This is a genomic window from Caulobacter sp. P1_D6, assembly GCF_056406095.1.
In genome coordinates this window covers 52,815-71,914 of record NZ_JBFUAW010000008.1, presented here as the reverse complement: position 1 = coordinate 71,914, position 19,100 = coordinate 52,815, and the positions used below count along the sequence as shown (strand labels likewise).

The 19,100-nt window shown below is 70.0% G+C and carries 20 protein-coding genes; 12 read left to right on the top strand and 8 right to left on the bottom strand.

The window, feature by feature from the left end; translation table 11 throughout:
* Window positions 1-29 precede the first annotated feature (29 nt).
* Complete coding sequence (locus AC1DYP_RS05305) at window positions 30-722, bottom strand: hypothetical protein (RefSeq protein ID WP_477045438.1); 693 nt, start codon at window positions 720-722, stop codon at window positions 30-32.
* A gap of 155 nt (window positions 723-877) precedes the next feature.
* Between AC1DYP_RS05305 and AC1DYP_RS05300 the strand changes: the two genes are divergently transcribed.
* The 4 genes from AC1DYP_RS05300 to AC1DYP_RS05285 are packed head-to-tail and all read left to right on the top strand — an operon-like array spanning window position 878 to window position 3,778.
* Complete coding sequence (locus tag AC1DYP_RS05300; RefSeq protein WP_477045437.1) at window positions 878-1,213, top strand: FeoA family protein; 336 nt, start codon at window positions 878-880, stop codon at window positions 1,211-1,213.
* A gap of 4 nt (window positions 1,214-1,217) precedes the next feature.
* A complete protein-coding gene (feoB, locus tag AC1DYP_RS05295) occupies window positions 1,218-3,095 on the top strand; it encodes a ferrous iron transport protein B (RefSeq protein ID WP_477045436.1) in 1,878 nt (625 codons plus the stop codon).
* Between the two features lie 39 nt (window positions 3,096-3,134).
* Window positions 3,135-3,401: a type II toxin-antitoxin system Phd/YefM family antitoxin gene (locus tag AC1DYP_RS05290; protein WP_477031740.1), complete on the top strand. Its 267-nt coding sequence runs from the start codon at window positions 3,135-3,137 to the stop codon at window positions 3,399-3,401.
* Complete coding sequence (locus tag AC1DYP_RS05285) at window positions 3,398-3,778, top strand: type II toxin-antitoxin system VapC family toxin (RefSeq protein WP_477045435.1); 381 nt, start codon at window positions 3,398-3,400, stop codon at window positions 3,776-3,778. Before AC1DYP_RS05290 ends, AC1DYP_RS05285 begins: the two co-directional genes overlap by 4 nt.
* On the opposite strand, the gene AC1DYP_RS05280 is transcribed toward AC1DYP_RS05285, so the two are convergent.
* A complete protein-coding gene (locus AC1DYP_RS05280) occupies window positions 3,779-4,657 on the bottom strand; it encodes a 3-hydroxybutyryl-CoA dehydrogenase (RefSeq protein ID WP_477031742.1) in 879 nt (292 codons plus the stop codon). It abuts the gene before it with no gap.
* Between the two features lie 184 nt (window positions 4,658-4,841).
* On the opposite strand from AC1DYP_RS05280, the gene AC1DYP_RS05275 reads away from it, so the two are divergent.
* The gene (locus AC1DYP_RS05275) at window positions 4,842-6,230 is read left to right on the top strand and encodes a glycoside hydrolase family 47 protein (protein ID WP_477045434.1); all 1,389 of its coding nucleotides are present in this window, start codon (window positions 4,842-4,844) and stop codon (window positions 6,228-6,230) included.
* Complete coding sequence (locus tag AC1DYP_RS05270; RefSeq protein WP_477045433.1) at window positions 6,230-6,520, top strand: DUF1330 domain-containing protein; 291 nt, start codon at window positions 6,230-6,232, stop codon at window positions 6,518-6,520. Before AC1DYP_RS05275 ends, AC1DYP_RS05270 begins: the two co-directional genes overlap by 1 nt.
* A gap of 10 nt (window positions 6,521-6,530) precedes the next feature.
* Here the strand turns inward: AC1DYP_RS05270 and AC1DYP_RS05265 are convergent, their stop codons facing one another.
* Window positions 6,531-7,682 carry a serine hydrolase domain-containing protein gene (locus tag AC1DYP_RS05265; protein WP_477045432.1) on the bottom strand — a complete coding sequence of 384 codons (1,152 nt, stop codon included), beginning with the start codon at window positions 7,680-7,682 and terminating at the stop codon, window positions 6,531-6,533.
* A gap of 89 nt (window positions 7,683-7,771) precedes the next feature.
* On the opposite strand from AC1DYP_RS05265, the gene AC1DYP_RS05260 reads away from it, so the two are divergent.
* The gene (locus AC1DYP_RS05260; protein ID WP_477045431.1) at window positions 7,772-9,496 is read left to right on the top strand and encodes a glycoside hydrolase family 9 protein; all 1,725 of its coding nucleotides are present in this window, start codon (window positions 7,772-7,774) and stop codon (window positions 9,494-9,496) included.
* Between the two features lie 18 nt (window positions 9,497-9,514).
* On the opposite strand, the gene AC1DYP_RS05255 is transcribed toward AC1DYP_RS05260, so the two are convergent.
* Window positions 9,515-11,056, bottom strand: coding sequence for an FAD-dependent oxidoreductase (locus AC1DYP_RS05255; RefSeq protein ID WP_477045430.1), 1,542 nt, complete (start codon window positions 11,054-11,056; stop codon window positions 9,515-9,517).
* Between the two features lie 84 nt (window positions 11,057-11,140).
* Between AC1DYP_RS05255 and AC1DYP_RS05250 the strand changes: the two genes are divergently transcribed.
* Window positions 11,141-11,593, top strand: a complete 453-nt coding sequence (locus AC1DYP_RS05250; protein WP_477045429.1) for a MarR family winged helix-turn-helix transcriptional regulator — start codon at window positions 11,141-11,143, stop codon at window positions 11,591-11,593.
* 36 nt (window positions 11,594-11,629) lie between these two features.
* On the opposite strand, the gene AC1DYP_RS05245 is transcribed toward AC1DYP_RS05250, so the two are convergent.
* Complete coding sequence (locus AC1DYP_RS05245; RefSeq protein ID WP_477031749.1) at window positions 11,630-12,508, bottom strand: LysR substrate-binding domain-containing protein; 879 nt, start codon at window positions 12,506-12,508, stop codon at window positions 11,630-11,632.
* Between the two features lie 128 nt (window positions 12,509-12,636).
* Between AC1DYP_RS05245 and AC1DYP_RS05240 the strand changes: the two genes are divergently transcribed.
* Both AC1DYP_RS05240 and AC1DYP_RS05235 read left to right on the top strand, forming a co-directional pair.
* Window positions 12,637-12,768, top strand: coding sequence for a hypothetical protein (locus tag AC1DYP_RS05240; RefSeq protein WP_477031750.1), 132 nt, complete (start codon window positions 12,637-12,639; stop codon window positions 12,766-12,768).
* Window positions 12,769-12,878: 110 nt separating this feature from the next.
* On the top strand, window positions 12,879-13,094 hold the full coding sequence (locus AC1DYP_RS05235) for a hypothetical protein (protein ID WP_477045428.1): 216 nt from the start codon (window positions 12,879-12,881) through the stop codon (window positions 13,092-13,094).
* A 71-nt stretch (window positions 13,095-13,165) separates the two neighbouring features.
* Here AC1DYP_RS05235 and AC1DYP_RS05230 read toward each other — a convergent pair whose 3' ends face one another.
* From AC1DYP_RS05230 to AC1DYP_RS05220, 3 genes are all read right to left on the bottom strand, one after another.
* Complete coding sequence (locus AC1DYP_RS05230; RefSeq protein ID WP_477045427.1) at window positions 13,166-14,107, bottom strand: electron transfer flavoprotein subunit alpha/FixB family protein; 942 nt, start codon at window positions 14,105-14,107, stop codon at window positions 13,166-13,168.
* Entirely contained in the window at window positions 14,107-14,853 is a 747-nt protein-coding gene (locus AC1DYP_RS05225; RefSeq protein ID WP_477045426.1) for an electron transfer flavoprotein subunit beta/FixA family protein, read from the bottom strand. The genes AC1DYP_RS05230 and AC1DYP_RS05225 overlap by 1 nt, the downstream gene beginning before the upstream one ends.
* Before the next feature lie 206 nt (window positions 14,854-15,059).
* Window positions 15,060-15,602, bottom strand: coding sequence for a SecDF P1 head subdomain-containing protein (locus AC1DYP_RS05220; RefSeq protein ID WP_477045425.1), 543 nt, complete (start codon window positions 15,600-15,602; stop codon window positions 15,060-15,062).
* Between the two features lie 176 nt (window positions 15,603-15,778).
* Here AC1DYP_RS05220 and AC1DYP_RS05215 point away from each other — a divergent pair, with 176 nt between their 5' ends.
* Both AC1DYP_RS05215 and AC1DYP_RS05210 read left to right on the top strand, forming a co-directional pair.
* The gene (locus AC1DYP_RS05215; RefSeq protein WP_477045424.1) at window positions 15,779-16,054 is read left to right on the top strand and encodes a hypothetical protein; all 276 of its coding nucleotides are present in this window, start codon (window positions 15,779-15,781) and stop codon (window positions 16,052-16,054) included.
* Between the two features lie 74 nt (window positions 16,055-16,128).
* Entirely contained in the window at window positions 16,129-19,086 is a 2,958-nt protein-coding gene (locus AC1DYP_RS05210) for a VIT domain-containing protein (RefSeq protein WP_477045423.1), read from the top strand.
* The last annotated feature ends 14 nt before the right edge of the window (window positions 19,087-19,100 follow it).

Here is a 19,100-nt window from a genome sequence, read left to right as displayed (position 1 = left end):
CCCATTCGTCGCATGACGGCCCGCTGGGACTATCGGGCGGGAACGCCCTCGCGCGCCGCCTTCTCGCGACAGGCGAAGCTGTAGGCCTCGGCGTAGGGGCGGTCGAAACAGGCGATGAAGCCGTCGACCACATCCAGGTTCGGCGGCCAGGTCGGGCCGGGCTTGCCGTACTTCTTCTCGAAGGCGGCGACGCCCGCGTCGTGCCCCTCGGCCTTCGGCACGGCCGCCAGCTTGGCGCGGTTCTCCAGCAACTGGGCCCTGTCGCGCTTGAGGAAGGCGATCGTGGCGTTGTCGTAGTAGTAGCTTTCCCAGGCCGGACTGCCCCGGCCGGCGCGGCGCAGGGCGATGGCCCGGTCGATCTGGCCGGACGCCGCGGCCAGCTGCGACTCGTGCCGCAACAGGCTGGTGACCCACTCGATCCGCTGGCCGGCGACGGTCCCGCCGTTGCGCAGGCGATAGTCGCGCAACAGGTCGGCGGTGGCCGCCTCGCAGCCCTTGACCGCCCCCAGCGGGCGCCAGCCGCCGTTGATGTCGTGCTCGAAGGCCTCGTAGGGCAGGTTCAGCAGCGCCTCGCGGTCGACGCGGCATTCGGGCGCGGTGATGTCGGTCGGCGCGGCCGTGAGGGCAGGTCGGCCAGGGGCGGGGGAGGGCGCGGGTTCCTGCGCTGAGGCGAAGGGGCCCGCGACCGTCGCGGCCAGCAGCGATCCGACGATCCATCTCATGCGCGCCTCCCTGAATGCTGAAGTTTGGCAGCCGAAGGTTGAGGTCGAATGCGGCTCAACGATGGCCCCCGCCGCCGCGACCATGTCGGCCCCATTCGTGACATGACAGCGTGGCCTTAGACTGATAATCGTTCGCAAGTTTTTCCGGTGCGACCATGTCCGACGTCCTCAACCTAGCTCCCGAAATCGCCGACCTCTCCGCCGCTCCCCAAGGCGCTGGGGGCGCCGAAAGCCCGCTCAGCAAAGCCCGCAAGGGTCAGCGCGGGGTGATCGTGCGGGTCGGCGGCCAGACGGGGCGGTCGGAGTCGATCGATCCAGAGGAGCTGGAGCGCCGTCTGCTGGAGATGGGCTTCGTCGAGGGCGCGCTGTTCGAGGTGCTGCACGAGGGCCTGTTCTTCCGCGATCCGATCGCCGTGCGCATCGACGACATGCGCGTGGCCCTGCGCCGCCGCGAGGCCGCCGCCGTCACCGTCCAGTTCGAAGAGGCCTGACGTCTTGACCGACACCGTCGCTTCCCGGCCCGCGCGTCTGGCGCTGGTCGGCAATCCCAATTCCGGCAAGACCGCCCTGTTCAACGCCCTGACCGGCAGCCGCCAGAAGGTCGCCAACTACGCCGGCGTCACCGTCGAGCGGAAGGAGGGCGTGCTGACCCTGCCCGGCGGCCGCGGCGCCCACGTGCTGGACCTGCCCGGCACCTATAGCCTGCGCGCCCGCAGCCCCGACGAGATCGTCACCCGCGACGCCGTGCTGGGCCGCCTGGCCGGCGAGACCGCGCCGGACGTGCTGATCTGCGTGGCCGACGCCACCAACCTGCGGCTGGTGCTGCGGCTGGTGCTGGAGCTGAAGCAGGTGGGGCGGCCGTTCGTGCTGGCCCTCAACATGTTCGACATCGCCCAGCGCCAGGGCCTGCGCATCGACCTGGAGCGGCTGTCGGCCGAGATCGGCGCGCCGATCGTCACCACCGTGGCCACCCGCAAACGTGGCCTGGAGGAGCTGGTGGCCAAGGCCGACGCCCTGGCGATCAGCCATGAGGGCGCGCACGAGAACGTCTGGCGCGAGCCCACCGCCGCCGAGATCCGCGCCGCCCACCGCGAGGCCCAGCGGATCGTCAAGGAATGCGTCCGCCCGCCCGAGCGCCCGGACACCGTCACCGGCAAGATCGACGAGGTGCTGCTGGACCCGGTCGGCGGCCTGCTGATCCTGTTCGCGATCCTGTTCGTGATGTTCCAGGCCGTGTTCACCTGGGCCGAGCCGCTGATGGGGCTGATCGAGGCGGGCTTCGCGGCGCTGAGCACCGGCGCGGCCGCCGTGCTGCCCGACGGTCTGCTGCAGAGCCTGGTCACCGACGGCCTGATCGCCGGGGTCGGCAGCGTGCTGGTCTTCCTGCCGCAGATCGTGATCCTGTTCTTCTTCATCCTGGTGCTGGAAGACAGCGGCTACATGACCCGCGCGGCCTTCCTGATGGACAAGATCATGGGCGGGGCGGGGCTGCACGGCCGGGCGTTCATCCCGCTGCTCTCAAGCTTCGCCTGCGCCATTCCCGGGATCATGTCGACGCGGGTGATCGACAACAAGCAGGACCGGCTGACCACCATCCTGGTCGCCCCGCTGATGACCTGCTCGGCGCGCATCCCGGTCTACACCCTGATCATCGCCGCCTTCATTCCCCACACCAAGGTCTGGGGCGTGCTCAGCCTGCCGGGCCTGGTGATGTTCGGCCTCTACGCCTCGGGCATCGTCAGCGCCCTGCTGGTGTCGTTCGTGATCCGCAAGATCTTTTGGCGGGGCACGGTCGAGCCGTTCATGATGGAGCTGCCGACCTATCGCTGGCCCGAGCCGCGCAACGTGCTGCTGAACCTGTGGACCCGGGCCCGGATCTTCATCGAGCGCGCCGGCCGCATCATCCTGCCGCTGATGGTGCTGGTCTGGGTGCTGTCGACCTTCCCCTATCCGCCGGAAGGCGCGACGGGGCCGGCCATCGACTACAGCTTCGCGGGCCGGATCGGCCACTTCATCGCGCCGGTCATGCAGCCCATTGGGTTTAACTGGCAAATGACCGTCGCGCTGATCCCGGGCTTCGCGGCCCGCGAGGTCGCCGTGGCCGCCCTGGGCACCGTCTACGCTGTGGGCGGCGACGACGAGGCCGGCACCAACCTGGGTCAGCTGCTGAGCCACCAGTGGTCGCTGGCCACGGCCCTGTCGTTCCTGGCCTGGTACGTGTTCGCCCCGCAGTGCGCGGCGACCCTGGGCGTGGTCAAGCGCGAGACCAACGGCTGGACCTGGCCGACGGTGATGTTCCTGTACATGACCGGCCTGGCCTACCTGGCCTCGTTCGTCACCTACCACGTCGCCGTGGCGATGGGGGCGGGGTAGAGAGTCGTCCGGGTTGTGGCCCTGTGCTAGACTCCAACCATGACGATCCGGTTCGACATCACTGGACAGGCCGCCCTGGCTGAACTTCTCGCTCGCGTCGAAGCGGGTGAAGACGTCGTGTTGACGCGTGACGGCGAGGAAGTCGCGACCCTCAACGCCCTTAAAAAGTCGCCAGCCGAGCGGCCCAAGCGTGTTCCCGGGGTCTGGGCAAAGTACGGCAAGCTGCAAGATCCCGACCTTTTCCTTCGGCCGGACCCCGAGTTGGAAGCGATGATGGACGATCCGATCTTTCCTGATCGTCCGTGAAACTACTCTTGGACACTCATGCGATCGTCTGGTGGCTGTGCGAGCCAGGCATGCTTTCGCGCGCGGCCTATTCGGCCATCGGAGACGACGCCAACGAAGTTCTGGTCAGCGCTGCGTGTGGATRCGAGATCGAAATCAAGCGCCGTCGTGACGTGACGCTCCAAGGCGTCCCCGAACCGCTCCACGAGACCGTGCTGGCCCAAGGGTTCGGATGGCTCTCAATAAGCGCGGAGGACGCGATAGCCGCTGCGCGGTTGCCGCTGCATCATCGAGATCCTTGGGACCGCATTCTGGTTACGCAGGCCGCGCAACAAGGCGCGACTCTGGTGACACGCGATCCGTTCGTCGCCGCCTACGGCCTCCCGACCCTCTGGTAGCTACCGCGTCGGGACCGGGTGCTCGCCGCGGTAGTCGTAGAAGCCGCGGCCGGCCTTCTTGCCCAGCCAGCCGGCCTCGACATACTTCACCAGCAGCGGGCAGGGGCGGTACTTGCTGTCCGCCAGGCCCTCGTGCAGCACGTTCATGATGCTCAGCACGGTGTCCAGGCCGATGAAGTCGCCCAGCTCCAGCGGGCCCATCGGATGGTTGGCGCCCAGCTTCATGGCGGTGTCGATGGCGTCGACCGTGCCGACCCCTTCGTACAGCGTGTAGATCGCCTCGTTGATCATCGGCACCAGCACGCGGTTGACGATGAAGGCCGGGAAGTCCTCGGCGTTCGACGTGATCTTGCCCAGCGACTTGGCGAAGGCCACGGCGCGCTCGTAGGTCGGCACGTCGGTGGCGATGCCGCGGATGATCTCGACCAGCTTCATCAGCGGGACGGGGTTCATGAAGTGCAGGCCGATGAACCGCTCGGGGCGGTCGGTCGACGAGGCCAGGCGGGTGATCGAGATCGACGAGGTGTTCGAGGCCAGCAGGGTGTTGGCGCCCAGGTGGGGCTGCAGGCCGCGGAAGATCGCCTTCTTGACCTCCTCGTTCTCGGTCGCGGCCTCGATCGCCAGGTCGGTGGCGCCGACCAGGGCCAGGTCCTCGGCGGCGGTGATCCGCGCCAGGGCCGCGCTCATCGCCGCCTCGTCGATGATTCCGCGATGCACCTGGCGGGCCATGTTCTTTTCGATCAGGGCCAGGCCGGCGTCGATGCGCTCGCGCGAGACGTCGTGCAGGCGCACGTCATAGCCGCCAAGGGCGACGACATGAGCGATGCCCGACCCCATCTGGCCCGCGCCGATCACGCCGACCGTCTTGATATCCGTCATTCAGGCAAGCCTTGTTAGAGGGCCTTGTTCGAGGCGGGGCAAGGCGTCGCGCGCCCAGCCCGAGTTCATGCCGGCTTTTCTAGCACGACGGACCCCGTCGTCGCCAAGGCTTTGCTGCGACGCAGCGGAAAGCAGAGGCGCAGCGCCCCTAGCGACCATCGCCAAACCCCGCTTAAGTTGCGCGATGACCTCCCTGCGCCCCTCCCGCCGTCACGCCCTGACCCTGATCGCCTCGGCCGCCGCCGCTCCGGCCTTCGCCGCCGACGCCGCACCCGAAGACTGGAAGGCCTTGGCTGCCGACGTCCGGTCCGAGTTCCAGTGGGCCTGGCGGGGCTATGTCGCCAAGGCCTGGGGCAAGGACGAGATCAATCCGGTCAGCGGCACGTCGCAGTCGTTCTTCGTCGAGGGCCACGACCTGGGACTGTCGCTGGTCGAGGCGCTCGATACGCTGTGGATCATGGGGCTGGACGCCGAGTTCCAGGCCGGGGTCGATTGGGTGAAGGCGAACCTCTCCTTCGACGTCGACGGCAACGCCCAGGTCTTCGAGACCAACATCCGCCTGGTCGGCGGCCTGCTGTCGGCCCACCTGGCCTGCGGCGACCCGGTGCTGCTGGCCAAGGCCCGCGACCTGGCCGACCGCCTGGCCAAGGCTTTCGAGGCCTCGCCGCACGGCCTGCCCTGGCGCTATGTGAACCTGCGCACCGGTGCGGTCAGCGACCCCGAGACCAACCTGGCCGAGATCGGGACCTACCTGTCGGAGTTCGGGGTGCTCTCCCAGCTGACCGGCGACCGCAAGTATTTCGACATGGCCAAGCGGGCCATGCGCCACGCCCTGGACCGCCGCTCGAAGATCGGCCTGATGGCCGCCAACATTCATGCGACCACCGGCGAGTTCACCAGCCGCAACGCCAGCATCGACGTCTATGCCGACAGTTTCTACGAGTACCTGTGGGACGCCTGGGAGCTGTTCGGCGACGCCGACTGCAAGCGCTGGGCGGTCGAGTGCGTCGACGCCCAGCTGGCCCACCAGGCCAAGCGCTACGACGGCCGGCTGTGGTTCCCGATGGTCGACTTCGAGACCGGAGCGGTGACCGGCACGGCCCAGAGCGAACTGGCCGCCTACTATGCCGGCCTGCTGGGCCAGGTCGGCCGCAAGGCCCAGGGCGACGACTACCTGGCCTCGTTCACCCACCTGCAGGCGACGTTCGGCGTGATCCCGGAATCGATCGACGTGACGACCGCCCAGCCGCGCCGCAAGGCGACCGGCCTGCGCCCGGAATATCCCGACGCCTGCCTGAACCTGTGGCTGGGCGACCGCGACGTCCGCTACCGCAAGCTGGCCGCCATCCACTATCGCGAGATGAAGGCCACCAGCCGCGCCGCCTTCGGCTACACGGCCCTGAAGGACATCACGACCAGGCCGATGACCCAGGGCGACAACTGCCCCGGCTACTGGTGGTCCGAGCAGATGAAATACTACTACCTGCTGTTCTCCGACACGCCGCGCATCGACTACGGGCAGCTGCAGCTGAGCACCGAGGCCAACGTGCTGCGCGGGTTCAGGAAGGCGTGATGAAGGCGTATCTGGTCCTCGACTTCGCCATTCGCGACCTGCCCGGCTTCATGCCCTACGTGGCCCAAATCCCGGCGTTCATCGCCAAGCACGGCGGTCGCTACGTCGTCCAGGGCGCCGAGCCCGCCGTCATGGAAGGCGATTGGGCGCCCGAGCGGCTGGTCATCCTGGAGTTCCCCTCGCGCGCCGACGCCAAGGCGTTCCTGGACGATCCCGACGCGCAAGGCCTGTTCGCCCTGCGCCACCGGACGACGGACGGCAGGCTGGTGTTGGTCGACGGCTGCGAGTGACCTTGCCGGCCTAGATCGTCACGCGGGCGCTGATGAACTTGCCCAGCTTCCCCGCCAGGAAGGGCGGCGCGACATTGGCCAGGACCGCGACCGTCACTTGGCCGTCGCCGAGGATGCGCAGGTCGCCGCTCATGCCGTCGGTGATGCCGTTGTGTCCGATCATCGGCGGGACGGCGCCGGGATAGACCGCGAAGCCGTAGCCGAACAGCATGCCCGACACCCCCTCGACACGACCCTCCGTCATCGTCCGGCGGTGGCCGGCGTCCAGCAGGCGTCCATCGTAGAGGGCCGTGACGAAGCGGTGGAAGTCCTCGACGGTGGCGTAGCCGCCGCCGGCCGGGGTGCCGCGCCAGGGCAATCCCTCCGCCGGGACGACGGCGCCGGCGTCGGTCCTGGCGTAGGCCGTGGGGCGGTCGGGGACGACCGTGCTTTCCGGCTCGAACCCGGCCCCGGTCATGCCGGCGGGGACGAAGACGTGGTCGCGCACGTGGTCGTAATAGTCGCGGCCCGAGACCGCCTCGATGATCCGTCCCAGCAGGATGTAGCCGTAGTTGGAATACTCCCACCGCGTCCCCGGCGGGAATTCGGCCGGTCGCGCGCCGAACAGGGCCACGTAGTCGGCCAGGGTGCGCAGGCTGTCGCGGCGGGCGTCGAATTCGGGACCGAAGATATCGCCGGCGCCGCCGGTGTGGGTCAGCAGATGGTGCGGCGTGACCGTCCGCGCGACCGCGGCGTTCGGATAGTCCGGCAACCAGGTCGCCAGCGGCGCGTGGAGGTCCAGCCGCCCCGCCTGGACCAGCTGCATGATCGCCAGGCCGGTGAACATCTTGTCCATCGAGCCGACGCGAAAGCGGGTCGCCAGGCGGTTGGGGCGGCCATGCTCGCGGTCGGCGAGGCCTCGGACGGCGGCCAGGATCACGCGGTCGCGGCGGGCCACCAGCACGGCGCCGGAGAAGTCCTGGCCCGCGTCGGCCAGCCAGCCGTCGATCGCGTCGGCCAGGGCCGCGTCGCCAAGGCGCTCGGGCGGCGGTGTCTGCGCGCGCGCCAGGCCTGGGACGACCGAAACCGGGGCGACAAGCGCGGCCGCCAGTCCGCCGACGACGGTCCGGCGAGAGATCGCGTCGGGGGCCTCGTCGAGGCGGCGCTGGGTGACGAAGGGCATGGCGGCTCCAGCCAAGGAAGAGGCGCAAGCATCCGTGCTGTACTCGCCACCCAGGATTGTTGTCTGATCGACCCTGGACGGGTCAAGCCATGGCCAAGCTGCTGGCTGGCCAAAAGGGGGAGGCGGCGATGTCGGGCCGACGGAAATCGATCACGCGGCGGAGCCTGATGGCGGCCGCCCCGGGTGTCGTGGCGGCGGGGCGGGCCTGGGCCGAGGGGCCGGCGGCTGTCGGTCCCCGGCTCAACCAGCTCGGTTTCCTGCCCAAGGCGTCGAAGCGGTTCGTTCTGCCGGTCGCGGCCGGCGACGCCGCGGCGCGCGCCTTCACGGTCGAGACCCTGGCGGGCAAGCCTGTGTTCACCGGCCGGCTGGACGACAAGGTGCACGACATCACCGTCACGGCGGGCGAGCATGTGCGCACGGGCGACTTCTCGCCCCTGACCACGCCCGGCCGGTATCGTGTCAAGGTGGGCATGGCGGTGTCCCATCCGTTCGGCGTCGCCGAGGGCCTCTACGGGCCGCTGGTCCACGACGCCGCCCGGGCCTTCTTCCTGATCCGCGCCAATGTCGCGCTGGACGACCCGGTGACCGGGATCCGGCTCGCGGCCGGCCATCTCAGCGAGGCGTCCCTGGTCGTCGACGGCGCAACCCGCGACCTGACCGGCGGCTGGTACAACGCCGGCGACTTCGGCAAATGGACCCACATGGCGGCGATCAGCGTCAGCCAGATGATGTGGCTGTACGCCCTGCGGCAAGCCCCGGCCGCGCGGCTGAAGCTGGACGTCGCCCAGACCTGGCCGGGCCTGCCTGACCTGCTGCAGCAGGCCCGCTGGGGTCTGGAATGGCTGCTGAAGATGCAGAACCCCGACGGCTCGGTGCTGCACAAGGTCGACTCCAAGGGGCTCTACGCCTGGGGCCAGCCGCCGGAGCGGGATCCGCATCCCCGCGTCGCCCAGGGCGCGTCCAGCCTGGACGCGGGCGTGTTCGTCGGCGCCATGCTGCAGGCCGCCCGGGTGTTCGCCCCGCTCGATCCGGCTTTCGCGGCCCGCTGCAAGGCCGCCGCCTTGAAGGCCTGGGACTGGCTGGAGGCCCACCCCAAGATCCTGCACGACGACTACGCCTATACCGACCCCGATCCGCGCCAGGAGATCCTGTGGGCGACCTGCGAGATGGCCGTCCTGACCGGCGACCCGGCCCTGGCCGCGCGGGCGGACGCCGCGATCCAGGACCTGGGCGTCTTCCCGTTCTTCTGGCCGGGCCCGCAGCTGCTGGGCGTGATGAGCCTGGCGCGGGCGGAGGGCAAGGCGGGCGCCGTCGCGCGTGCCGCCATCGTCGAGACGGCCAAGGCGATCGCGGCCCATGTCGCCGAGGACCCCTACGGCTTCACGATCCGGCCCGAGGCCTACACCTGGGGCTCGGTCGAGGTGGCGCTGAACACCGCCGTGATCTGCCTGTTCGCCGCCGAACTGGGCGAGGCTGGCGGTCGCGACACCGCCCAGCGCCTGGTCGACTACGTCCTGGGCTGCAACGCCCTGGACCACGGCTTTGTCACCGGCCACGGCGAGCGCGCCACTCGGCGGCCCTATCACTGGACCTGCCGGGTCTGGGGGATCGTCATGCCGGGCTGGGCCAGCGGCGGCCCCAACGCGGGCCTGACGGGCGCCGATCCCCGATTGAAGGCGCTGATCGAGGCCGGGACCCCGCCGGCCAAATGCTTCGTCGACGCCTGCGAGAACGACGGCTCCTGGGCGTCCAACGAAGGCCAGACCAGCGAGAACGCGGCCCTGCTGCTGGCGACGGGGTTGCTGGGGCTGTAGGGCGGCTCTGCCCTAGTCTCAGGCCGCTCGCGCCCGAGCGTCCTGCGTGGCGGCAAGGCCCGCCTCCGCCAGATACGCCTCCAGTCGCGCGCCCTCCGCGGCGGTGACCAGGGCCGCGACGTAGCTGTCGGGGCGGATCAGGACGAGCTCGCCTTCGGCCAGGCCGTAGGTCGCGGCCAGGGCGTCGTCGGGGTCCTGGAGCTCGCCGTTCGCGCCGATCGCGTAGACGCGCAGGCCGGGGCGGGGCGTCGGCAAGAGCGCTCCATCGGCCACGCGGGCCAGCAGGGTCCAGTGCGGACCGGCCAGCAGGTCGAACAGGCGGACGGGGCGTCCGCCCGCGCCGCGCAGCAGGCCGTCCGGCGCGCGCTCGCCCGGCTGGAGGGCCTCTTCCGGCCGGACGGCGTCCAGGGCCAGCGACGAGAACCGGTAGCCCAGGTCCAGCTGGTGCATTTCGCGACCGCGCTTCATGTCGCCTTGCCCGGCCTTGTCCAGCAGGCCGGTGGCCAGGCCCAGCACGCCGGCGGCGATCGGACGGCGTTCCTCCTCATAGGTGTCGAGCAGGGCGTCGGCCGCGCCGGCCAGCACGGCCGCCAGCTTCCAGCCCAGATTGTAGGCGTCCTGGACGCTGGTGTTCAGGCCCTGGCCGCCGGTCGGCGGGTGGATGTGGGCGGCGTCGCCGATCAGCAGCACGCGGCCCACGCGGTAACGATCGGCCAGGCGGGCGCTCATGGTGTAGGCCGAGGCCCAGGCGACCTTGCCGACCGTCAGGCCGCCGGGCGTCCAGCGCTCGTCGACGAAGGCCTGCAGGCCGGCGGTCGACAGGTCGACCTCGCCCTCCAGGGGTATGGGCGCCTGAAGTTGGAACAGGTCGGTGTGGGGCAGGGGGCAGAAGCCGATCTGACGATCCATGTCGCCCTCGCCGGACCGATGCCAGACGTCGCGCGTCAGGCCGTCCAGCTCGATGTCGGCGACGACGGCCCGCACGCCCAGGGTCTTGCCGGGGAAGCCGATGTCCAGCGCGTGGCGCACGAACGAGCGGCCGCCGTCGCCGCCGACCAGCCAGCGGCAGCGGATCGTCTCGACCCCGTCCGGCCCGGCGACCGTGGCCGTGACGCCCTCGGCGTCCTGCTCTAAACCCGTCAGTTCGCGGCCGTACTCCGGCGCCCCGCCCAGTTCGGCCAGGCGTTCGCGCAGCACCGCCTCGGTCCGGAACTGGGGGACCATCAGGGGCATGCGGTAGGGCTCTTGCGGCGTCCGCGCGGCGAGCGCGACCTCCTGGGTGTCGACCGTGGTTCCGTCGGCCCGGTGCATTCGTTGCGGCGGGTAGGGCCCGCCGACGGCCGCCAGGCGGTCGACGACGCCCAGGTCCTCGAACACCTCCAGGGTGCGGGGCTGGATACCCTTGCCGCGCGAACCGGCGAACGGAGCGGGCAGCTTGTCGATCAGCCGCAGCGACACGCCGCGTCGAGCCAGGTCGATCGCCAGGGTCAGACCGGCCGCGCCGGCGCCGCAGATCAGGACTTCGGTGGAAGCCTGGGGGGTGGAAGCTTGCTTGTTCATGGCCGCCTCGATATGTGTGTATTTAGCACACATATTTCGACGCCAGGATCCATGTCAACAAAAACCGTGCAAAATACACATATCTTGCGATCCCTGCCCGAGCTGCACCGGTCGCTGGTCGACATCGCCAGCACGATGAACCGGCCCGAGAACGACGCCGCCATGCTGGAGGCGGCGGGGCTGGCGCTGGAGCGCGCCCTGTTCCCGCTGCTGGTGCTGGTCGAGCGGCTGGGGCCGATCGGGGTGGTCGACCTGGCCGGACGGGTGGGGCGCGACCACACCACGGTCAGCCGCCAGGTGGCGCGGCTGGAGGAACTGGGCCTGGTCGAACGCCGAGCCGGCCAGGTCGACCGCCGGGTCCGCGAGGCGGTGATCACCCCCAAGGGCAAGACCGCCACCGACGCCGTCGACGCGGCGCGCGGGCGCATGGCGCTGGCGCTGTTCGGTGGTTGGAGCCCGGACGACTTCGACGACTTGGTGCGGCTGATGCGGAAGTTCGCCGACGGGATGAGCGAGATGACCGAGGGGAGGGGGTAGCCTAGTCCCTCCCCCACGGGGGGGGCTGTGTCCGGTCTACCCCCTAAGTTCCGCCGTCTCGGCCAGGAACCAGTCGCGCAGCTTCAGGATCCGCGCCAGCTTCGGACTATCGGCCCGCCAGACGAAGTGATTGCCGGTCTCGACGCCGACCTCCCCGACAAAGGGCCGGACCAGCCGGCCTTCGCGCAGGTCGCGTTCGGCCAAGCCGCTGCGGGCCAGGGCCACGCCCACCCCGTGGGCGGCGGTGTCCAGCATCAGGGCGGTGTCCTCGAAGCCCAGGCCCTGCTGGCGCGGCGGCTCGTCGACGCCCATGGCCGTCAGCCACATCGCCCACGGCAGGCCCACGTGGCGCAGCAGCGGCACGTCCAGCAGGTCGCGCGGCTCCTTGATCGGATGGCGGACCAAAAAGTCGGGGCTGCAGACCGGGAAGATCCGCTCGATCATCAGGGTGGCGGCCTCGACGCCGGGCCATTCGCCCAGGCCGAACCGCAGGGCGATGTCGACGCCGTCCGTGGCCAGGTCGGCGACGCGGTCCTCGGCGCGGACGATCAGGTCGGGCTCGTCGGTCTCGCGCGCCAGCCGCTCCAGGCGGGTGACCAGCCAGCGACTGGCGAAGGCGGCGCCGCTGCTGATCACCAGCGGCCCGCGCGCCGCCAGCCGGGCGTCGTCGACCCCGGCGTGCAGGGTGGCCAGAGCACTCGTCACCTGGTCGGCCAGGCGCTGGCCGGTGGCGGTGGGGACCATGGCGTTGCCCTGGCGCACGAACAGCTTGGTCCCCAGCTCGTCCTCCAGCTTGCGGATCTGCTGGCTGACCGCGCCGTGGGTCACGAACAGCTCGCGGGCCGCGCGGCTGTAGCTGCGATGCCGGGCGGCGGCCTCCAGGGCGGTCAGGGTCAGAAACGGCGGCAGGCGCATTACGCTTCCAGCTTGTTAGTCAGGCTGACAAGTTCGCTTAGATACCATCGTTCGTAAAGGCCGTCTGATAGGGCCATTTTACCTGTGCAAGGCCGCTGAGGCCGAAACCAACGCTCACAGGTGCTCCGATGAAACTGCTTCTGATCTCCGGCGTCGCCGTGCTGACCTTCCTGTTCGCCTCGATCGACAAGCTGTCGGCCCCGCTGCCCAACCTTGAGGAGCCGTGGTCGGCCAGCGCGCCGATCCACAGCCCGCGGTAGGGAAGGCGGAACGCACGATTGGGGACAGGCGCATGCGCCTGTCCCCCGCCCTGGAACGGAACGCCTCGACGGCTCCCGCGCTTTTTCCGGCGAGGCTTGTCGGAGGCGTCATGAAGGCCGCGTTCTATCTGTGCTGGGCGATCTGGTGGATCGGCGGGGTGATCAGCCACTATGCGGGCTGGCGCGAGGTCCACGAGGTCTGCGTGAACCTGTTCGGGCCCCTGACGCTGTTGATCGCCTTCGTCTGGGCCAGCCGCTGGATCTGGCGCAAGGCGAAGACGGCAGCGAGGCGGCGGGAGAGCACGGACGCTTCTCCCCACCCGTAAATGGGCGAGGCGACAAAGAAAAAGGCCCGGGATCGCTCCCGGGCCTTCTCTGTTCGCAAACCGCGAAAGCCTTACTTACCGGCCGCCGTCAGGGCGTCCATCAGTTCCGGCACGGCGGACTTGTAGTCGGCCACCAGGCCGTAGTCGGCGATCTGGAAGATCGGGGCGTCGGCGTCCTTGTTGATCGCGACGATGATCTTGCTGTCCTTCATGCCGGCCAGGTGCTGGATGGCGCCCGAGATGCCGATGGCGATGTAGAGCGCCGGGGCGACGACCTTGCCGGTCTGGCCGACCTGGTAGTCGTTGGGGGCGTAGCCCGCGTCGACCGCCGCGCGCGAGGCGCCGACGGCGGCGCCCAGCTTGTCGGCCAGGGGCTCGATCACCTTCTGGAACTCCTCGGCCGAGCCCATGGCGCGGCCGCCCGAGACGACGATCTTGGCCGCGGCCAGTTCCGGACGGTCCGACTTGACCATCTCTTCGCTGACGAAGCGGGTCTTGGCCGCGTCGGCGCCGCCGACGGTCTCGACCGGAGCCGAGCCGCCTTCGCCCGCCGCCGCGAAGGCGGTCGGACGCACGGTGATCACCTTCTTGGCGTCCGAGGTCTGGACGGTTTCGAGGGCGTTGCCGGCATAGATCGGGCGAACGAAGGTGTCGGCCGAGACGACTTCCACGATCTCGCTGATCGGGGCGACGTCCAGCTTGGCGGCGACGCGGGGGGCGAAGTTCTTGCCGCCCGAGGTGGCCGGAACCAGGATCGCGTCGTAATTGCCGGCCAGGGCCAGCACCGCGTCGGCTTCCGCCTCGGCGATCCCGTGACCGAGCGCGTCGCTCTCGGAGACCAGCACCTTGCGGACGCCGGCGATCTTGGCGGCTTCGGCGGCGACGCCGGCCACGCCCTTGCCCAGGACCAGCACGTCCACGTCGCCCGACAGCTTCAGGGCGGCGGTGACGGTCTTGTGGGTGCCATCGCGCAGGTGCGCGTTGTCGTTATCGGCGACGACGAGAACGGCCATTAGAGCACCCCCGCGGTTTTGAGCTTGGAGACCAGGTCGGCGGCGGTTTCAACCTTGACGCCGGCCGAGCGCTTGGCGGGCTCGGCGACCTTGACGACCTTGAGGCGCGGGGTGATGTCGACGCCGTAGTCGGCGACGGCCTTCTGCGCGATCTCTTTCTTCTTGGCCTTCATGATGTTGGGCAGCGACGCGTAGCGCGGCTCGTTCAGGCGCAGGTCGGCGGTGACGATGGCCGGCAGGTCGACGTCCAGGGTCTGGAGGCCGCCGTCGACTTCGCGGGTGACCTTGGCGGTCGCGCCCGAGACTTCGATCGCCGAGGCGTAGGTGGCTTGCGGCCAGCCCAGCAGGGCCGACAGCATCTGGCCCACGGCGTTGTTGTCGCCGTCGATCGCCTGCTTGCCCATCAGGACCAGCTGGGGCGCTTCTTCAGCGACCACGGCGGCCAGCAGCTTGGCCACGGCCAGCGGCTCGGGATCGGCGTCGGTAGTGATCAGGATGCCGCGATCGCCGCCCATGGCCAGCGCCGTGCGGATGGTTTCCTGCGCCTGTTGCGGACCGATCGAGACGATGACGACTTCCGTCGCGACGCCCTTTTCCTTGAGCCGAACGGCTTCCTCGACCGCGATCTCGCAGAAGGGATTCATCGACATCTTGACGTTCGCCAGGTCGACGCCGGTCTGATCGGGCTTCACCCGGACCTTCACGTTGTAATCAATAACCCGTTTGACCGGGACCAGAACCTTCATCGGTCTACGCCGCCTCCTGGCTAGTTTTTCCTGCCTGCGCCGACGGGATTAGCGTGTCCGCACAGGTTTGCAAGTTTCCCCTGACGTAAGCGTAACGTATAAACGTCCGCCACGTTCAAACGCTTGTACGATACTTGATCGCCCACGTCTGCTGCGCTGCACACTTAAAGCCGTCGATGCGACGCCGTCTCGGCCCGACGACAGGCTCAGGATTTCGGCGGCGTGTTGGTCGGCGCCACGCAGTCCGGCAAGGCCGCCTTGATCCGTTCCGCCAGCACCTCCGCCTCCCGCGGCAGGACAGCCATCGTGATCTCGATGGCGTCGCCGGTGACCGGCGTCTTGAACGACGCCGCCGAGAGGACCGTTCCGTCGAACACCAGCGCGAGCCGGCCGCCTCCGGGGACGCTCGTGGTCTTGGCCAGTTGCGCGGCGCCCTCGTCGTCGAACCTCACGGCCAGGCCCGGCTTGGTCTCGACGAAGGTGGTGGCGATCCTGACGATGTCCCGGCCCGAGATCGCGATCTTTCGCTGGACCGTCAGCGGCCGGCCTTGCAGGTCCTGGAGAATGTCCGCGCCGGGATAGGGATCGGTGCTCTCGCGCTCGACGACCATGCGGAAATTGACGCGCGAGGTCGCGGCGGGGTCGGCGCAAGCCGGCAGCTCGACCCGTTCGCTGGCCGGGCCGCACGCGGTCGACAGGGCGGCCAGCGCCAGGCAGGGCGCGAGCCGGGCGAGCATCGGCGTCTTCATCGTTCTTCCCCCGGGCGAGCCTTGCGGCGGCGTATCGTCCAAGGTGAAGCTTAGCGGGATTTCCGTCGGGCGGGCCAGCGGATTGACGAGCCGGCGGATTGGCGCGGCGCGGCGCAAGGGCGCGGCGGCGCAGAACCCTCTGGCCAGCTTCGCGGCGGACCAGTATGAGGCGCCTCATGAAGAGCAACATCAAGCGCCTGCAGCTGATCTTCCTGGGCCTGTTCCTGATCGGGGCGCTCGGCGTGTTCACCTATCACTACGTCTGGGTCTGGCCGAAGGCGCGCTGCGAGGCCAAGGGCGCCGACCACGCCTGGGCCGGCAAGTGGCTGAAGTGCGCGACCATCACGCCGCTCAACATCATCACCATGCGGCCCGATCCCAAGCTGCCGCCGATCAACACCGATCCCAGCCGGATGGAAGGCCCCCGGGCCCAGCACGCACCGAAGAAGTAGGCGTCTGCCGCCACCTCTTGTCTACACGTGTAATACCGGCCTAAGCTTCACCCGATAAGGGGAGGCGAAAAGCCATGAAGCTCGTCTTGGTCGCGGCCGTTCTGGCCTTGTCCGGCGTCGGCGCGTGGGCGGCCGAGCCCGCCAATCCGGTGCTGATCGCCCGGCCTCGCGGCGTCGAGACGGGTCAGGTCCAGGACAAGGCCCTGCGGATCGCCAAGCTCGACGTCACCACGACCCTGGCGGGCGGCCTGGCCCAGACCACGATCGAGGCCCGCTTCGAAAACACGACCCCGCAGATCATGGAAGGCGACTTCACCCTGGCCCTGCCGGCCGGGGCGGTGGTCAACGGCTACGCCCTCGACGTCGGCGGCCGCATGGTCGACGGGGTGCTGACCGGCAAGCGCCAGGCGCGGCTGGTCTATGAGAGCCGCGTGCGCGCCGGGATCGACCCCGGCCTGGCCGAGGTGACCGCCGACAACAACTTCCACACCCAGGTCTATCCGATCCTGCCGGGGCAGGGCCGCACGATCCGGCTCAGCTATGTCAGCCCCCTGGCCGCCGACGGGAGCTTCGCCCTGCCGCTGTCCAGCGAGGCGGCGGTGGGCGCCTACAGGGCGTCGGTGACCGTGCTGGGCGCCGCCGCGCCGCCGGTCGTCACGGCGCCCGGCTTCCCGCAGGCCTGGTCCAAGGCGGCCGAAGGTTCGGGCGACGGCGTGACCGCGTCGATGGAGGCCAAGGACGTCACCCTGTCCGAGGGGCTGAAGATCGGCCCGTGGCGCGCGGCCAGTCCGCTGGCGCTGAGCCGCCACGCCAACGGCGAGCGCTTCTTCGAGCTGCGGCTGCCATACGACGTCCACGCGGTGACGACGGGCCGGCTGCGCGTCTACTGGGACCGTTCGCGCTCGCGATCGGACGACGACCTGAAGGCCGAGATCGCGGTGCTGCGCCGCTATGTCGAGGCCGCGCGACCGACGTCGATCGAACTGGTGACCTTCGCCGACGACACGCCCCGCGCGCTCGCCCTGTCGGCCCCGACGGGCGAAGCCCTGGAGGCGGCGCTGAAGGCGGTGACCTATGGCGGCGCCAGCTCGCTGAAGGGCGTGTTCGCGGCCGGCGCCGGCCGGGCCGACACCTGCATCCTGGTCTCCGACGGCCGGATGACCGTGGACGGCTGGAGCGCCAAGCCGCCGCCCTGCCGGACCCTGGCCCTGTCCAGCGCCAAGGACGCCGACCGCAACCTGCTGTCGGTCCTGGCCGAGCGCGGCGGCGGGAGCCATGTCGACCTGTCGGCGCTCGACGCCGAGGCCGCCCTGGCGCGCCTGACCTCGGTCGGGCCGCCGCCCTTCACCCTGACCACCGACGACGGCCAGGCGGTCGAGCATCGGCTGACGGCCGGACCCAGCGGCCGCTGGTGGATCATCGGCAAGACCCCGGCCGCCCGCGCCCTGCGGTTCACTGGTCCCGACGGGGTGACGCGGACCCTGCCGCTGGACGGCCCGGTCCACGCCTTCGACGGGGTGGGCGTGCTGTGGGGCCGCGAGGCCGTCGCCGCCCTGCTGGCCACCGACCGTCCCGACCGCGACGAGGCCCTGGCCCTGGCGCGCCGCTACAACGTGGCCACCGAGGAGGCCAGTTTCGTGGTGCTGGAGAACGTCCGGGACTATGTCGAGGCCGGCGTCGCGCCGCCCGCCTCGGCCGGCGAGGCGATGGCCGACGACTATCGCCGCGGGGTGATCGCGCGGAAGGCCGAGGACGCCGAGGATCGGGCGGCGCGCCTGGACCGCATCGTCGAAGCCTGGACCGAGCAGAAGGCGTGGTGGGCGCAGACCCATACCTATACGCCCAGGAAGTTTCCGCGCCGGGACCGCGCGGAACGGGCCAGCGCGGATATGTACGCGCCCCCGCCGCGTCCGCCTCCGCCGCCGCCCGCGCCAGCCGTCGTGATGGCCCGGCCGCCGATCGCGCCGCCGCCGGCCAACGCGCCCGCGATGGAGGGCTATATGGCCGGCAACGCCGACGTCCAGGAGATCGTGACCACGGCCTCGCGTCGCTCGGGCGACGACGCGACTCCGGCACGGGACATCGCGGTGGAGGCCGCCGAATGGAATCCCGACCGGCCCTATCTGAAGGCCCTGGCCGCCGCCTCGGCCCTGATCTGGCCGACGCGCTACGCCGAGCTGGAGACGCGGTACGGCGACGCCCCGGCCTTCTATTTCGACGTCGCCGAGCAGTTGGCCCGGACGGACCGCAAGGCCGACGCGGCCCGGGTCGTGCTCAGCGCCCTCGACGTGCCCGGCGCCAACGGCAAGACGATGATCATCGTCGCCGACCGGCTGCAGGCCTACGGCGCCCTGGACCGGGCGGTGTGGCTGCGCGAGCGGATCCTGTTCCTGGAGCCCGACCGTCCTCAGCCCCGCCGCGACCTGGCCCTGGTGCTGATCGCCCGCGGCGACGGCGAGACCGGCAAGGCGCGCGAGGCCGACTATCGCCGGGCGCTGGACCTGCTGAACGAGGTGATCGTCCGGCCCTGGGACGAGGCCTATGACGGGATCGAGGTGGTCGCCCTGATGGAGGTCAACCACCTGGTCGCCCGGATGAAGGCCGTGGGCCTGGGCCAGTCGGTGCTCGACCCGCGCCTGGTGGCCCTGCTCGACGTCGACATCCGCGCGGTGCTGGAGTGGAACACCGACAAGACCGACATGGACCTGTGGGTCGATGAGCCGACCGGCGAACAGGCGATCTACAGCAATCCCACCACCGAGATCGGCGGGCGGCTGTCGAACGACATGACCGCCGGCTTCGGACCCGAGGAATACCTGCTGCGCCGCGCTCCGAACGGCGAATACGTGCTGCAGGTCAATGTCTACGCCTCGGACGTGCTGGACCCCAACGGTCCCAGCACCGTGCGCGTGCGCCTGTTCCGCGACTGGGGCCGCCCGACCGAGAAGCAGGAGTCCTTCACCATCGAGCTGAAGAAGGGCGACAACGGCGCGATGAAGGTCGGGCGGTTCGTGATCGGGAAGGGGAAGTAGGGGGCGACCGCCGG